The sequence below is a fragment of the Dactylosporangium fulvum genome (assembly GCF_025137375.1).
Lineage (GTDB): Bacteria > Actinomycetota > Actinomycetes > Mycobacteriales > Micromonosporaceae > Dactylosporangium > Dactylosporangium fulvum.
On sequence record NZ_CP073720.1, the window covers coordinates 2,879,481 to 2,895,286 of the forward strand.

Annotated in this window: 9 protein-coding genes; 3 read left to right on the top strand and 6 right to left on the bottom strand. The window is 73.9% G+C overall.

Annotation, left to right across the window (positions count from 1 at the left end; translation table 11 throughout):
- Positions 1 to 20: 20 nt before the first annotated feature.
- Entirely contained in the window at positions 21 to 3,002 is a 2,982-nt protein-coding gene (locus Dfulv_RS13365) for an AfsR/SARP family transcriptional regulator (RefSeq protein WP_259863230.1), read from the bottom strand.
- A gap of 131 nt (positions 3,003 to 3,133) precedes the next feature.
- On the opposite strand from Dfulv_RS13365, the gene Dfulv_RS13370 reads away from it, so the two are divergent.
- Genes Dfulv_RS13370 through Dfulv_RS13380 form a run of 3 tightly spaced genes read left to right on the top strand, consistent with a single transcriptional unit; the run spans position 3,134 to position 7,925 of the window.
- Positions 3,134 to 4,969, top strand: a complete 1,836-nt coding sequence (locus tag Dfulv_RS13370) for a serine/threonine-protein kinase (RefSeq protein WP_259867656.1) — start codon at positions 3,134 to 3,136, stop codon at positions 4,967 to 4,969.
- Entirely contained in the window at positions 4,966 to 7,287 is a 2,322-nt protein-coding gene (locus tag Dfulv_RS13375; protein WP_259863232.1) for an FHA domain-containing protein, read from the top strand. The genes Dfulv_RS13370 and Dfulv_RS13375 overlap by 4 nt, the downstream gene beginning before the upstream one ends.
- Positions 7,288 to 7,307: 20 nt before the next feature.
- Positions 7,308 to 7,925 carry a hypothetical protein gene (locus tag Dfulv_RS13380; protein WP_259863233.1) on the top strand — a complete coding sequence of 206 codons (618 nt, stop codon included), beginning with the start codon at positions 7,308 to 7,310 and terminating at the stop codon, positions 7,923 to 7,925.
- Positions 7,926 to 7,943: 18 nt separating this feature from the next.
- On the opposite strand, the gene Dfulv_RS13385 is transcribed toward Dfulv_RS13380, so the two are convergent.
- The 5 genes from Dfulv_RS13385 to Dfulv_RS13405 all read right to left on the bottom strand — a co-directional run bounded on the left by Dfulv_RS13385 (position 7,944) and on the right by Dfulv_RS13405 (position 15,677).
- Complete coding sequence (locus Dfulv_RS13385; RefSeq protein WP_259863235.1) at positions 7,944 to 9,314, bottom strand: hypothetical protein; 1,371 nt, start codon at positions 9,312 to 9,314, stop codon at positions 7,944 to 7,946.
- On the bottom strand, positions 9,311 to 9,832 hold the full coding sequence (locus Dfulv_RS13390; protein ID WP_259863237.1) for a SigE family RNA polymerase sigma factor: 522 nt from the start codon (positions 9,830 to 9,832) through the stop codon (positions 9,311 to 9,313). Before Dfulv_RS13390 ends, Dfulv_RS13385 begins: the two co-directional genes overlap by 4 nt.
- Positions 9,833 to 10,030: 198 nt before the next feature.
- The gene (locus tag Dfulv_RS13395) at positions 10,031 to 11,101 is read right to left on the bottom strand and encodes a Gfo/Idh/MocA family oxidoreductase (protein ID WP_259863238.1); all 1,071 of its coding nucleotides are present in this window, start codon (positions 11,099 to 11,101) and stop codon (positions 10,031 to 10,033) included.
- A gap of 47 nt (positions 11,102 to 11,148) precedes the next feature.
- Complete coding sequence (locus Dfulv_RS13400; RefSeq protein WP_259863240.1) at positions 11,149 to 13,044, bottom strand: amylo-alpha-1,6-glucosidase; 1,896 nt, start codon at positions 13,042 to 13,044, stop codon at positions 11,149 to 11,151.
- On the bottom strand, positions 13,041 to 15,677 hold the full coding sequence (locus Dfulv_RS13405) for an MGH1-like glycoside hydrolase domain-containing protein (RefSeq protein ID WP_259863242.1): 2,637 nt from the start codon (positions 15,675 to 15,677) through the stop codon (positions 13,041 to 13,043). The genes Dfulv_RS13400 and Dfulv_RS13405 overlap by 4 nt, the downstream gene beginning before the upstream one ends.
- Positions 15,678 to 15,806 lie beyond the last annotated feature (129 nt).

Sequence of the window (15,806 nt, forward strand, 5' to 3'; positions counted from 1 at the left end):
CCTCCAGGGAGGGGAGGAGGTCAACCGGCGAGGAACGGTGGCAGGTGCAGTGCGGCGTCGTCCGCGTCGAGCCCGGCGAGGATCGACCGCCACTCCCGGCGGTAGGCCAGGGCGGCGGCCTCGTCACCGGCGGCGGCCGAGATCCGGTCGAGGCGGGCCGACGCTCGGGCGACCTGCGGCAGCGCGCCGATGCGGCGCCAGATGTCCAGGGCCTGGCGCAGATGGGCGACCGCCTGCGCCCGCCGTCCCTCGGCGGCGGCCAGGTCACCCATCGCGCGCAGCGTTTCGGCGAGGCCGTCGGGCTGACCGACCTTCCGGTGCCCCGCCAGCGCCCGGTCCAGCCGTGCCGCGGCCTCGGGCCACCGTCCCCGCCGGATGTCCGCGTCGGCGAGCGCCTGCTCGACATAGGCCGTGCCCAGGTCGTCCCCGACCTCCTGGCCGGTCCGCAGCGCCGCGGTCAGTGCCCGCTCCGCGTCGGCGGGCCGTCCGGCCTCGATGAGCGCCAGGCCGTAGTGGTAGCGCAGGACAGCGGTCCGCAGCGACCCGGCCGGTGCGGCGTCGACGGCGAGCGCCTCTTCCAGCAGCGCCACGGCGGTCGCGGCGTCGCCCGCCTCCCAGGCGGCGAACGCGAGGCTGTCCAGGCTGTCGCGCAGCAGCGAACCGGCCACGCCGGTGTCGCGGGCCGCCTCGACCGCCTGGCGCAGCCGGTCGAACGCCGCACCGAACCGCCCGACGCGGACCTCGGCCAGGCCGGCGTTGCGGAGCGACCGCACCTCGAGCTCCCGATCGCCGAGCCGGCGCGCCACGCTCAGCTGCTCGGCCGCGACGGCCGGGAGCGGGTCGTACTCGTCGCGCTGGAGATGACAATTGTAGAGGCCTCCGAGCAGCTGTACGAGGAGCGGGCCGGGCCCGAGCGGGCGGACGCAGGCGATCGCCTCGTGGAGCGTGGCCTCCCAGTCGTCGGTGTAGGAGCGGTTCCCGAGGAATCCCGAGAGGCTCAGCGCGAGCGCGCCGGCGAGGCCGGGCAGGCCGGTCCGGGCCGCCAGGCCGACCGCCGTGACCAGCCCGGCGCGTTCGGTCTCGAACCAGTCGAGCACACCGGCGCGCATCGCGCGTGCGCCGCTGCCGGGCGGCGCCGGCACCTCCACGCCGAGCCCGCCCGCGGGATCACCGAGCAGCTCGTCCGCCTCGCTCGCGAGCGCGAGCCAGCCGGTCAGCAGCCGCTCCAGCGCCCGGTCCCGCTCGGCCGGCGGCTCCTCGGCCGCCTGGCGCTCCCGGGCGAACTCGGCGACCAGTTCGTGGAGCCGGTACCGCTCCTGACCGGTGCCGTCCCGGCCGAGCGACTCCACCAGGTGGACGTCCGTGAGCCGGCCGAGCAGCGCGCGGGCCCGCTCGGGCGGAGCGTCGAGCAGCACCTCGGCGACCCACTCCGGCCAGTCGGCCGTGGCGAGCACGCCCAGCCGCAGGAAGAGCCGCCGTGCGTCAGCCGGCAGCGCTTCGCAGCTCAGCGCGATCGTCGCCCGGACGTCGAGGTCACCGACCGCCAGCTCGTCCAGCCGGCCGCGCTCCGCCGCCAGGCGCTCCCGCAGCTCGTCGAGCGGGGTGTCCGGCCGCAGTGCCAGCCGGGCGGCCACGATGCACACGGCGAGCGGCAGCCCGCCGCACAGTCGCACGATCTCCGCCGCGGCCTGCGGCTCGGCGGCGACCCGCGCGTCGCCCACGCCGCCGGCGAGGAGCCGGATCGCGTCCTCGGCCCGCAGCGCCGGCACCGCGAAGCGGTCCGCGTTCAGCAGCGCCGCCAGCTGCCGCCGCGAGGTCACCAGGACACCGCCCGACCCCGGCAGCAGCGGCCGTACCTGTGCCTCGTCGGCGGCGTCGTCGAGCACGACGAGCATCCGGCCGCGCGCGAGATGGCTGCGGTACAGCGTGACCCGCTCCTCGGGATCCCTGGGCATGCCGGCGCTCTCGACGCCCAGCGCCCGCAGGAACCGCTCCAGGACGCGGTACGGGTCCGCGGGATCGTCCTGGCTGCCGCGGAGGTCGGCGTAGAGCTGCCCGTCCGGGAACGCCGGGCTCAGCCGGTGACCCGCTGCCAGGGCCAGGCCGCTCTTGCCGATCCCGCCGGGCCCCACCAGCAGGATGACGGGGGAGGCCCCGCCGTCGAGCCGCCCGGCGACCTCGTCGAGCAGCGGGTCGCGGCCCGTCAGCGCGGCCGGCCGGGGAAGCTGCCGCGGCACCGGTGGTGCGGACGTCGCGGCGGTCCCGCCGGTCGGCCGCCCCAGCAGGATCTGCCGTTCCGCGTTGCGCAGCAACGGCCCCGGCTCCACGCCGATGTCGTCGACGAGCCGCCGGTACGCGCGCCGGTAGACGGCGAGCGCCTCCGCCCGGCGGCCGGCGCCGGCCAGCGCCAGCATCTGCCGGCGGTAGAGCCGCTCCGCGTACGGGTTCTCGGCGACCAGCGGCGCGACCTCGCGCAGGACGGTGTCGAAGTCACCGAGCGCCAGCGCGGCGTCCAGCTTCGTCTCGGCCGCGGCGAGCCGCTCCCGGTGCAGGGTCTCGCGGATCTCGTCGGCGTGCGCGCCGGCGAGGTCGGCCAGCGCCGGGCCCCGCCAGAGCGACAGCGCCCGGTCCAGCAGCGCCGCCGCGGCCGTGTGGTCGCCCGCCCCGGCGGCGGCGCGGCCCCGTCCGGCGAGGCCCCGGAACTCCGCGAGGTCCAGGTGGTGCGGGCCGAGCCGCAGCACGTACCCGGCGGGCCGGGTCTCGATCAGGGCCGGATCGGCGGCGCGGAACCGGCGCCGCAGCCCGCTGATCAGGTTGTGCAGCTGGGCCTTCGCGGTGCCCGGCGGCGTGTCCCAGAGCCGGGTGATCAGCAGCTCGGCGGGGATCGACCGGCCGGCGTCGACGAGCAGTGTCGCGAGCACCAGCCGCTCGCGTCCGCTGCCGCTGGGCAGGAGCCGTCCCGTGTGCCGCACCTCGACCGGTCCCAAGAGCCCGAACTCCACCGACCATTGATATCAAACCGGGCCGGACCCGCTAACAAGCCGCTAACAAGTGATCGATGCCGGTGACGGGAACTCCCTAGACTGGCGGCCATTGCCCAGGGGCTGCAAGGGAACGGTGTGGATTGGTGTCGATGAACGGGGGCCCGGGTCACGTCGGCCCGGCCGACGCGCTCGACCGGTACGAGTTCGTGGAACGACATGCCGCGGGCGGCGAGGGTGAGGTGTGGCTGGCCCGCGAGCACCACGGCACCGAGTCGTTCTCGTACGCCGTGAAGATGATCCAGATCGACGACGACTCGGTCGCGGAGCGCCATCTCGGGGACCTGCGGCTGCAGGCAGCGCTCGCGACGCAGCTGGAGCACCCGGCGTTGGTGAAGGTGAAGGAGGTCTTCGTCGGCCCGCCGCCGCACCCCGCCGGCGAGGGGGCCGTCGCCACCGGTCGCCGCTTGTACTTCGTGATGAAGTGGATCGAGGGCCGCAACCTCCAGGAGGCGCTGGAGCGGGGCGAGCTGCCGGGCCTCGACGTGCTGGCGCCGCTGGAGCAGGTCGCCGAGGCGGTCGACTACCTGCACAGCGGGCGGGACAGCAACGGCGCCCCCGTGATCCACCGCGACATCAAGCCCGCGAATATCCTGATCGCCGCCGACGGCCGGGTGTACCTGGTCGACTTCGGGCTGGTCCGCCTGCGCAGCACCGACCGGACCTCGCGGATCTTCGGTACCGCCCCGTTCATGGCGCCGGAGTCCCTCGCCCGCGGCGAGTACACCCCGGCGACCGACCGCTACACGCTGGGCGCGACCGTCTACTACGCACTGACCGGCGAGGCGCCGGTGCCCGGTGACGTGGACGGCATGGCGCAACGGCTCACGGCGGCGCTCGGGCCGGGCCGGGACCGGGAGGTCCGCGGCATCCTCGCGATGCTCGCGGTGCAGCCCGAAGCGCGGCCCGCGAGCGCGGCCCGCTGGATCCGCGCCCTGCGGACACCACCGCCGCAGACCACGACGGGCCCGGGGTTGCCGACGGGACCGGGGTTGCCGGCAGGCCCGGGAGCGCTGACGGGCCCGCCCACCGCGGCCGCGACCCCGGCGTATCCGCTGCCGCCGGGCTCGTTCGCCGCCGCGCCGCCGTCGCGGCCGGGCTCGTTCGCCGCCGTGCCGCAGTCCCGGCAGCCGGTGAACTATCCGCTGCCGCCGGGCAGCCTCGGCGGACCGGGGCGGTCCCCGGCCGCCGGCGGTCTCGCCGGCGCGCCGCCGCCGCGGAAGAGCAAGGCCGGCAAGGTTCTGCTGGTGATCGCCGCCGTGGTGCTGGTGCTCGTCGTCGGCTGCTTCTACTTCACCGTCGAGAAACTCGGGTCGGCCGCGGACCGGCTCGCCGGTGAACCGGGATCCACCGGTGGGCCCGGTGCGACCCGGTCGTTCGACAAGAGCCGGCCCCCGCCGCCGGTGACGGACCTGCGGGCGGCGCTGGTGTCCGTCGGTGACATCACCGCGGTCATGAGCACGTCGTCCGGCTCGGTCCAGACCCGCAGTGACGAGGGATGGCTCCAGGGCGGGCTGTCCCGCCTGAAGCTGTGCGCCGACGGCGCGGTCGCCGGGGACGCCATCGCCGGCACCGAGACCAACACCTTCAAGGCCATCAGCGCCCAGGGCCAGCCGTACGTGAGTTCGGCGGTCGCCGGGTTCTACGGCGACGAGGCGAAGGTCTTCTTCGCCGCGCTGCGCGACAAGGCGGGCCGATGCGGATGGTCGCAGATGCAGACCGCCGCGCTCGGCGAGGAGACGCTGGGCGTCTTCAGCGACAACGGGGACGACAAGGTGGCCATCGTCTTCGTCCGCAGCGGCCAGGTCGTCGTCGAGGTGGCGGTGACGGGGCAGGCCTTTTTGAGCGAGACGCGCGGCAGCTACCAGTCCGACGCGATCCGGCTCGCCACCGCGATGGCCGGACGGCTCCCGAAGAGCGGCTCATGACCGATGTCGCCCTGCTGATCGGCACCCCCGACGGCGAACGCCGGATCACGCCGGGGGAGACGGCACTGCGGATCGGCCGCGATCCGCTGTGCCGGATCGTCATCGACGACCCTCGCGTGTCCCGGGAACATCTCGAGGTGCGCCACCGCGCCGGCGGATGGTGGCTGCGGGACCTGGGCAGCCAGAACGGCACGTACGCCGGGGGTGCGCGGGTCGACGAGCTCGACCTGGCGCAGCCGCGGCAGGTCCGGCTCGGCGGCGCCGACGGGCCGGCGCTCACCCTGCGCCCGGAGCCGGTCCGGGCCGACGTGCCGCTGGAGACGGTCGCGGCCGCGGCCCGGACGGCGACGGGGGCGTCCGGGCCGCGGTTCGAGGCCGGCCGGCTGCCCTCCGCGGTCCACCGGGCCGAGCACCGGACCCGGATCGGGCGCGCCCCGGACAACAACATCGTCCTCGACGACCTCCAGGTGTCGCGGTACCACGCGGACCTGCTGCGGACCCCGGCCGGCCTGAAGCTCGTCGACCTCGGCACCCGCAACGGCACGTTCGTCAACGGCCACCGGATCTCCGAGGCCGACCTGCACTCCGGCGACCTGCTGTCGTTCGGGCGGCACCAGCTCGTCGTCGACGGCACCGAGCTGCGGGAGTACGTCGACACCGGGCGGGTCTCCCTCCGGGTCGACGGGCTGGGTGTCACGGTCGCGGGCGGCAGACGGCTGCTCGACGGCGTCGGCTTCACGCTCGACGAGTGCAGCCTCCTCGCCGTGGTGGGCCCGAGCGGGGCCGGCAAGTCGACCCTGCTCGGGGCGCTGACCGGCTACCGCCCGGCGAACGAGGGCACGGTCGTCTACCAGGGACGCGACCTGTACGCCGAGTACGACGACCTGCGCCAGCGGATCGGCCTGGTGCCGCAGGACGACATCCTGCACTCGGCGCTGACCGTGCGCCGGGCCCTGCGGTACGCCGCCGCGCTGCGGTTCGGATCCGACGTGACCGGCGCGGAGCGGGAACAGCGCATCGACGAGGTGATCGGCCAGCTCGGCCTGACCGCCCAGGCCGACCAGCGCATCGACACCCTCTCCGGCGGGCAGCGCAAACGCACCTCGGTCGCGCTGGAACTGCTCACCGAGCCGTCGCTGCTGTTCCTCGACGAGCCGACGTCCGGGCTCGACCCGTCGCTGGACCGGGACGTGATGGTGAGCCTGCGGGACCTCGCCGACCGGGGCCGTACCGTCGTTGTGGTCACCCACAGCCCGTTGCACCTCAACGTCTGCGACCGGGTGCTGGTCCTCGGCCGCGGTGGCAAGGTCGCCTACTTCGGGCCGCCCGCCGACCTGCTGCCGTTCTTCGGTGCGTACGAGTACGCCGACGTCTTCAAGCAGGTGTACGACAACCCCGACGACTGGGCCGCGCGGTACGCCGCCACGGTGGCGCCGCGACCCGCCGCCGAACCGGCCGCACCGGCGGTGGCACCGGCACAGGCGCCGCCACCCCGGCAGGGCTGGTGGCGGCAGCTGACGATCCTGACCCGGCGGTTCGCCGCCGTGACCCTGGCCGACCGGATGTACGCGGCCCTGCTGCTCGGGTTGCCGCTCGGCCTCGCCGCCCTGCTGCACGTGATCCCCGGCGACGACGGGTTCACCGGGCCAGGCGACCCGCTCGCCCGCAGCGCCGAGGCGTCGCAGTTGCTCGTGGTGCTGATCATCGGGGCCGTCTTCTTCGGACTCGCCGGCGGTGTGCGGGAGCTGGTCCGTGAGCGCCCCGTCTATCGCCGGGAACGGGCCGTCGGGCTCGCCCCGGGCGCGTACCTCGGCTCGAAGCTGCTGGCGTTCGCCGTCGTGAACGGGGCACAGGCGGTGCTGTTCGTGGTGGTGGGCCTCGCCGGGCGTCCCGGGGCGCAGGAGGCGCTGGCGCTGCGCTGGCCGTTGCTGGAGCTCATCGCCGTGGTCTGGTCGACCGCTCTGGTCGCGACCGTGACGGGCCTGCTGGTCAGCGCGTACGTCTCGACCGGCGAACAGACGATGCCCGTCCTGGTGGGCCTCGTCATGGCGCAGCTGGTGCTCTGCGGAGGGCTGTTCGCCGTGGTCGGCCGCACGGGCGTCGAGCAGCTGTCGTGGCTGGCACCGTCCCGATGGGGGTACGCGGCCGCGGCGGCCACCGTCGACCTTCGCTCGCTGGTGGTGAACCCGAGTGCCGACGCGCTGTGGAGGCACACCGCCGGAGCGTGGTGGTGGGCGATGGGCGTCCTCGCGCTGCAGTGCGCGGTGGTCACCGGCGCCGCCCGGTGGGCGCTGCGGCGCCACGAGCCGGGCCGCTGACCGGAGAGCAGGGGGAACGAATGACCCACCTCGAGCATGCCCTGCGCGAGGGCTGGAACAGCGCATGTCAGCTGTACGGCCATCTCCACGCCGGCGGCGACCTCGCGGCCCTGCCGCCCGGCACGGTCCGGCTGAACCCCGACGAGGTGCCGTACGGCGACGCCCTGCTCGGCTACGCCCGCTTCTACGGGACCACGGTGACGTACCAGCAGAGCAGCACGCTCCTGCTGGGCTCGGCGGCGTTCGTGGCCGCCGGGCTCGCCGCGAACGCGATCGCGAACTCGTCGGCGCGCCACCGGGCGCAGGCGCAGGCGGCCGTCCAGTGGCGCGACCACGCGACCGTCCGGACCATCCTCACCAACCGGCGCCTGCTGTGCGACTACCGCGGGCGGTGGCTGAGCTTCTGGCACGAGGGTGTCGTCGAGTTGCAGGGCGACGTCGCGCGATGGCTGTTCGTGTTGCGCTACCAGGTCGGCGACCCGATCATGCTCCACGGCCCGGCCGCGCCGTGGTTCGCCGTCAGCGTCGCGCACCTGGTGTACGGCCGTCCCGGCCTGCGACTGCCGGGCCTCGCCGCGTTGCCCCGCTCGATCGCCGAGGCGGCGGCCCGGCAGCAACGGGCGATCGGCCCGGCCTAGGCCGGGCCGATCGCCCGTTCACCAGCCTCTGATCGCGGGCTCGTAGCCGCCCGCCGGGAGGACGGTGACGTCGGCGAAGGGCCGCTCGGCCACGACGGCCCCCTGCGCGTCATAGGCGCGCACCGTGAGCTCGACCGGTCCGGCCAGGTCGAGCCGACCGACACCGTTGACCAGCGGGGTGCTCGCCACGACGGCCCCCGCACGGAGGAGGTCCACGCGGACGGCGGCGGGCGGAGCCACGATCTGGATCGTGTCGGGCATCTCCTGGGTCCAGTGCGGCAGCCGCATGACGACGAGCGCCCGTTCGGGGTCGCCGAACACGCCGGTACCGGTCGGGTGGTCCCGCGCGGTCGGCGGCTGGTTCGTGTCGGTGGCGATGGTGATGTACGGTCCGCCGCCGTCCGGGGTCACCGCCATCACAGTCGCGATCTGGCCCGTGCCGGAGCCGCCGCCGTTGGGATCCTCGACGGGGAAGTTGTCGCTCCAGAGCACGACGTAGTGGACCTCGGGCCCGACCAGACCGGTGCTGTAGGCGAGTGCGTCCGCGGCCGTCTGGACTGCGCGTGGTGCGGGCCTGCCCCGCCCGTGCAGCGGGTTCGGGTCGACCGTGCCGGCTTTCCTGCCGTACGAGGGCACCGCACGCTCGTACAGCACCGTGTCACCGCGGCTCATCCGCACGCGCAGCCCGCGTGGCATCGCGGTGGTGTCGCGGACGAGGTAGCCGGCGGGCTCCGGTGCCCAGCTGCGCTGGACCGTGCCGTCGGCGAGGTACCGGGGCTCGCTCGACACGGACACGTCGTAACCGTCCGGTCCGAACAGCAGGACATATCCGGCCTCGCCCGGACCGGCGTGCGAACTGCCGTCCACGACGGGGTCTTCGAGGTCGCCCCAGCTGACCAGCTTCAGCCGTGTCGCCGGCGTGCCGGCCTTTCCGGTGAGGTTGATCATGAGGGGGGCGGCGGTGACGCCGGCGACGATCACGAGCCGGTGACCACCCGGCAGATCGCCGGCGAAGAGCACCCGGAGCCGCGCGCGGTCGCCGGGCAGCCCGAAGCTGTCGGGGTCGTCGACGATGCGGTCGAGCACCGCACCCAGATAGGCGGTGTCGCCGGCCAGGGAGCCGCGCGTGGGCGAGTCGAGCAACAGCCGGACCACGGCCGGCGGGTCGCCGTCCTGGCGGCCGGGCCCGCCCCCCGGGCGTCCGCCGCCGAAGGAGAGCAGCGAGTACGTGAAGCCGGTCAGGACGACCACAACGAGGACGGTCAGCGCGGTCCGTTCGAAGGCGCGCGCGCGTCGTCGGCGGCGCGCGCCGCGGATGGCCGCGTCGGTGACGTCGTACAGTTTGGCCTGATCGGCAATGTCGTCGAGCGAATCGGCGAGCCGTCTCACGACTGCACCTCCATCGAATCATGCATGAGGCCGGCGAGTTCCGGCGCTAGGGTCCGCAGCCGCGACAGGGCATGACTGGTCTGGCTCTTGACGGTGCCGACCGAGGTGCCCATCACCTGCGCGGTGTCGGCCTCGGACAGATCCTCGAAGTACCGCAGCACCACGACCGCGCGCTGCCGGCGGGTGAGCTTGGCCAGGGCCTGTTCGAGCACGAGCCGCAGCACGGCCCGGTCCGTCTCGTCGCCGGCGGACGCCCTGTCGGGCACGGCGGCGGTGGTCTGCTCGAGGTACCGGCGCCTGCGCCAGGACCGCACGTGCTCGTGGTAGAGGATCTTGCGGATGTACGTCTCCGGGTCGCCCGTCGCTGAGATCCGCGACCACTGCACAGCGGCCTTGATCAGCGCCGACTGCAGGAGATCCTCAGCCTGGGCATGACCACCGGCGAGCAGGTATGCGGCACGGGACAGCCGTGGCAGCCGTGCACGCACGAACTCACGGAATCCCTCTTCGTCGACCACGCGGCTCCCTCCGGACTGCTTCTACCGTGTACATGCCTCCAGCAGTCCGGCGGGTTGGAACCCGCGCCGATGATTTGTCACAGCTTTTTGTCAGGAACCATCCGGACCCTGAGCATCCTCCGGCGCGCCGGTGCCGGAAGGCTCGGCCGCCAAGCGCGCCTACCTGGAGACGGTCCTGGCGGCCGTCATCGGCACCGGCTAACCGGTCGTGGCCGGCAGCGGCACCACCTGCCGCCGCTCGGCGGAGCGCCGGGCGGCCTCCAGCACGGTCAGCGCGGCGACCGCGTCGGCCGGATCGACCGGCGGCGGCGCGCCGTCGCGCAGCGCGGCGGCGAGTCCACTGTAGAACTGCTGGTATGCGCCGGGTTCGGTGCGCACCGCGCGGTCCTGCCCGCCGACGGTGAGCACACCGTAGTTCGCCGGATCCTCCTCGCCCCAGCCGGGCTCGGTGGGCAGCCGACCGGCCCGCAGCGCGTCCTCCTGCACGTCCATGCCGAACTTGACGTACGCCGCCCGGTCGCCGAGCAGCCGCAGCCGCGGGCCGGGCGACGCGGCGACCGAGCTCATCCACAGGTGCGACCGGGCGTCCCCGTCGTGCCGCAGCGCCACGAACACGTCGTCGTCGACGGTGATCCCGTCGCGACGGCTGTGCACCTCCGCGTACACCTCGGTCGCCGGCCCCAGCAACTGCAGCGCCTGGTCGACGACGTGGCTGCCGAGGTCGTACAGCAGGCCGCCGGCGTCGGCCGGGTCGTCGCTCTCCCGCCAGCCGCCCTTCGGCACGGGCCGCCACCGCTCGTACCGTGACTCGAACCGCCGGATCCGTCCGAGCACGCCCTCGTCGACCAGCCGGCGTGCCGTGCGGAAGTCACCGTCCCAGCGCCGGTTCTGGTACACGGTCAGCAGCAGCCCCCGCTCGGCCGCCAGCTCGACCAGTGCCGCGCCCTCCGCGGCGGTCGGCGTCAACGGCTTGTCGACCACCACGGGCAGGCCGGCCTCCAGCGCGGCCCGGGCCAGCGGCACGTGGGTCCGGTTCGGCGAGGCGATCACGACCGCGTCGAGCTCGCCGGCCGCGGCCCACAGGTCCTCGGCCCGGTCGACGAGCCGTGCCTCCGGATGGGCCTCGGCGGCGCTCCGGCGGCGCCCGGGGTCGGCGGTGACGATCGCGGCCAGCCGCAGGCCGGGTGTGGTGCTGATCAGCGGTGCGTGGAACGCGGCGCCGGCCAGGCCGTAGCCGACCAGTCCGACCCGCAGGGAGGTGTCGCTCATGATGTGCAGTCTTCCCTACCCGCCGGGCCGGACCGACGCCGTCCTGATCATCCGATGCTGCGCCGCGCGCGGATGAACTCCGCGACCGACCAGGCTTGGAACGGGCAGCCGGTGGCGGTGTGCGGCGGGTCGCCCTCCGCGGTCTCCGACACCGAGCCCAGACCCCATTCGCTGAGGTGCAGTTCCAGGCCGTCCAGCAGGCCCTCGGTGCCGGCGCCGACGCGCAGCGACGCGTCGGTGAACGGCCCGATCAGCCAGGGCCAGACGGTGCCCTGGTGGTAGGCGTGGTCCCGCTCGACCGGGCTGCCGTTGTGCCGGCCGAGATAGGCGGGCGTGTCCGGCGCGAGGGAACGCAGGCCGACCGAGGTGAGCAGCGCGGTGCGGCACACCTCGACCGGTTGCGGGTCCTGGACCGGCACGTGGGGCAGGGCAACGGCGAGCAACTGGTTCGGGCGGACGGCAGGGTCGTCGCCGCCCGGCCCGTCGATGACGTCGTAGAGGCCGAGTCCGTCGGGCCGGGGAAAACGACGCCGGAACGCGGCCGCGGCCCGCTCCGCGGCGGCGCCCCAGTCGTTCCGCCGGCCGATCCGGTCGAACAGCGCGGCGGTCACCGCGAGTCCTTCGATCCACAGTGCGTTGATCTCGACCGGCTTTCCCTGGCGTTCGGTGACGGGCCGGCCGTCGACGCGGGCGTCCATCCAGGTGAGCGCATACCCGGGACAACCCTGCGTGAGCAGGCCGTCAGCCGGGTCGGCGGCGATGCCGTAACGGGTGCCGTGCCGGTGGTGGACGAGGATGTCCTGCATGCTGTCGGCGAGGACGGCGACGGTGTCGAGATCTCCCGTCGCGTCGACGTACCGGCCGATGGCGTGCAGGAACCACAGGGCCGCGTCCGCGGTGTTGTACTCCAGCGTTCCGGTGTCGGCGGTGTTGGCGAGCATCCCCTCCGACACGGTCGCGCCGGCCCGCAACAGGACCTCCCGGGCTTCGGCGTGCCGGTTGGTGGCCAGCAGCAGCCCCTCGAAGGAGGTCATCAGGTCGCGTGACCACTCCCCGAACCAGGGGTACCCGGCGACGGCCGAAGGCCCGGTGGGCGTGTCGATGAGGAACTGGTCGGCGGCGATCGCGAGCTGCCGTCCGGTGGCGTCGGTGGCGCCGGCTTCCCTGCCGAGCTTCCGCGCACGCCGCCGGGCCGCGGTGACGAGGCCGGTGGCCGCCGGCAGGGTGCCGTCGAACGGCGCCGCGGCGGCCGTGACCTGGACGGTGTCGCCGGGCGCCAGTTCCGCGGTGAACTGCCCGGCCGCCCAGAGGTCCTCGACCGGATTCAGCCCGCGGGCAGCCTCCTCCCGGGCGTACACCCCGCGGTACCAGTCGCCACCGGGTTGCCAATCCGGGCCGGTCACCCGGTAGGCGTTCTCGAACTCGAAGCCGCCGGCGACCGCGGTCACCTCCGGGTCGCCGCCGGCGTGGCGCTCGCCGTGAGCGTCCCGCCACGTGCACAACGGCACCAGGTCCAGCCTGACCGGCCGTGGGGCCCGGAGCAGACGGAACACGACGCCGACCGCGGGACGGCCGTGCGCCATCGCGATCTCGCGCTGGAGCACCACGTCGCCGAGGTCCCAGCGCCAGCACGGGACACCGTGGTCGAGGCTGAAATGCGCGAGGTGCACATGGCCCGCGGGATCCACGGCGCCGCCGGCCCACTCGTCGGTGGCGAGCCGGAACAGCCGTTCGCCGACCCGCACGGTGGGCTCGAGGGCGGCGAGGCCGAGCCGGCGGGAGCTCGCACCGGGCGACGCGACCACGAGCAGTCCGTGGTAGCGGCGGGTGCGCAGGCCGGCGACCGTGCCCATCGCATAGCCGCCGAGGCCGTCGGTCACCAGCCACTCGCGGGAGGAGGCGAGTTCGAGGTCGCCGCAGATCTGCCGGCCGAACGCGATCATCGCCGCACCTCCCGTCGCGGCGGGCGCTGCGTCGCCGGCCGGGCCACGAGTTCGGCCAGCAGCCCGGTCCAGCCCGTCTGGTGCGACGCACCGAGCCCGGCGCCGTTGTCCGCGTGGAAGTACTCGTAGAACAGCAGGTTGTCGCGCCAGTGCGGGTCGTCCTGGAGCTGGCGCACCCACCCGTAGGCGGGTCTGCGTCCGTCGGGCCCGCGGCGGTACAGCGAGAGCAGCCGCTGGCGCAGATCCTCGGCGATCTCGCCGGCGGTGCGCTGCTGCCCGGAACCGGTCGGGTACTCCATCTTCACCGACTCGCCCAGGTTCGCGTGGTAGTCCTCCAGCGTCCGCAGCACGAGGTAGTTCAGCGGTACCCACAGCGGCCCGCGCCAGTTCGAGTTGCCGCCGAACATGCCGGTGCTCGACTCCGCCGGCTCGTAGCTGACGCTCGCGGTGCCGCCGGGCAGTTGCAGGCTGAACGGGTGCCGCTCGTGCCACCTGGACAGTGCCCGCAGGCCGTACGGTGAGAGGAAGTTCTCCTCGTCGAACAGGTGCGTCAGGATGCGGCGTACCCGGCCTTGTGCGGCCACGCCGACGCCGACGAACCGCTCGCCGCCGGCGGTGCTCAGCACGTGCTGCTCGGGGATCTCCGCGAACGCCTTGCTGAGCCGGCGTACCCGCTGGAAGTCCTCCTCGCGCAGCACCTTGGTGGCGAACAGCGGGATCACGCCCACCATCGACCGGACCCGCAGCGGCTCGGCGGAGCCGTCGGCACCGCGCAGGACGTCGTAGTAGAAGCCGTCGCTCTCGTCCCACAGGTCCTTGCCGCGCATCGCCTCCGAGATCAGCGCGAAGTGCTCCATGAACTTGACGACGAGGTCGTCCAGCGCCGGGTCGTGCTGGGCCAGTTCGCGGGCCATCTCCAGCAGGTTGAGGCAGTAGAACGCCATCCAGGCCGTCGCGTCGGACTGCTCCAGGGCGAATCCGGCCGGCAGGTGGGAGCGGTCGATCGGGCCGATGTTGTCCAGGCCCAGGAACCCGCCCTCGAACAGGTTGTTGCCTTCGGCGTCCTCCCGGTTGACCCACCAGGTGAAGTTCAGCAGCAGCTTGGCGAAGACCCGGGTGAGGAAGGCGACGTCACGCCGCCCGTCGATGTCGTACACCTGCAGCGCGGCCCACGCCTGCACCGGAGGGTTGAGGTCCTCGAACGCCCACTCGTAGGCGGGGATCGCGCCGTTGGGATGCTGGAACCACTCGCGGCACAGCAGGATCAGCTGGTACTTCGCGAAGGCCGGGTCGAGGTGGGCGAGCGCGACCGCGTGGAAGGCCGAGTCCCACGCGGCGAACCACGGGTACTCCCACGGGTCCGGCATGGACATGATGTCGGAGGCGTCCAGGTGACGCCAGCCGGCGTTGCGCCCGAACTGCCGGCCCGGCGGCGGCGCGGGCTGTGTCGAGTCGCCGCTGAGCCAGCGGGCGACGTCGTAGTGGTAGAACTGCTTGCCCCAGATCATGCCGGCGAACCCCTGCCGCATGATCATGGCGTCCTCGGTGCTGGTACCGGGCGGGGCCAGCGCGGCGTAGAACGCGTCGGCCTCCGCGCGCCGCCGGGCGAGAACCTCGTCGAAGGCCGGGCCGAACGCGTCCGGGTCGGCGGCCGGCGCCAGCCGCAGCGACAGCTCCGCCGTCTCGCCCGGCGGCACCGTGACGCGGTACCAGAAGGCGGCCTTCGTGCCCTCCCGCGCCGGGTTGACGGTGGCGGCGCCCTGCAGGACGTGGTCGTTGATGCCGTCCTTCGGGTACGGCGTGACCGACGGGCTGCCGAACAGCCGCTGCGCGTTGGTCTCGTTCTCGCAGTACAACCGCTCCGGGATGGTGCCGTCCGGCGCCGGTGCGGCCTGCAGGACCAGCGGGCCGAGGCCGTCGTGCTCGACGCCGATCGCGGACCCGCCGGCGTCGGCCAGGCGCGGCCTCGGCGCGTCCGGCTCCCACGACCACGTGTTGCGGTACCACACGGTCGGTAGCACGTGGAGCGTCGCCGGCTCGGGCCCGGCGTTGGTCAGCCGGACCCGGATCCGCACGTCCTCCGGGTCCGCCTTGGCGTAGTCGGCCTCGACGATCCAGTACCGGCCGTCGTCGAAGACGCCGGTGTCGAGCAGTTCGAACTCCGGCTCCTGCCGGGACCGGCGGCGGTTCTCGGTGACCAGCTGTTCGTACGGGAAGGCCCGCTGCGGGTAGTGGTAGCGCCAGCGCAGCCAGGCGTGGCTCGGCACCGCGTCGAGGTACCACCAGTACTCCTTGGCGTCCTCGCCGTGGTTGCCCTCGTTGCCGGTCAGCCCGAAGATGCGCTCCTTGAGGATCGGGTCCTGCCCGTTCCACAGCGCGAGTGCGAAGCACAGCCGCTGCCCGGCGTCGCAGATGCCGCCGAGCCCGTCCTCGCTCCACCGGTACGCGCGGGACCGCGCGTGGTCATGGGGGAACGCCTCCCACGCCGTGCCGTCGGCGCTGTAGTCCTCCCGTACGGTGCCCCAGGCGCGCTCGCTGAGGTACGGGCCCCACAGGTACCAGGGGCTGGCGTCGAGCAGCCCGTTCTCCGGGGGCCCGAAGGACGCCACCCGCTCCCGCTCCGGATTCGTCATGTCGTCAGATGATCATTCCCGGCGCGCGACGGCTTCACCTCGGCCGCGTGAGCTTCCCGCGGTCGCCCGGCGCGTCACCATTCGAGCACCGGGACGAGGCGGCGGCGCGCGACCGGTACCCGGCGTTCG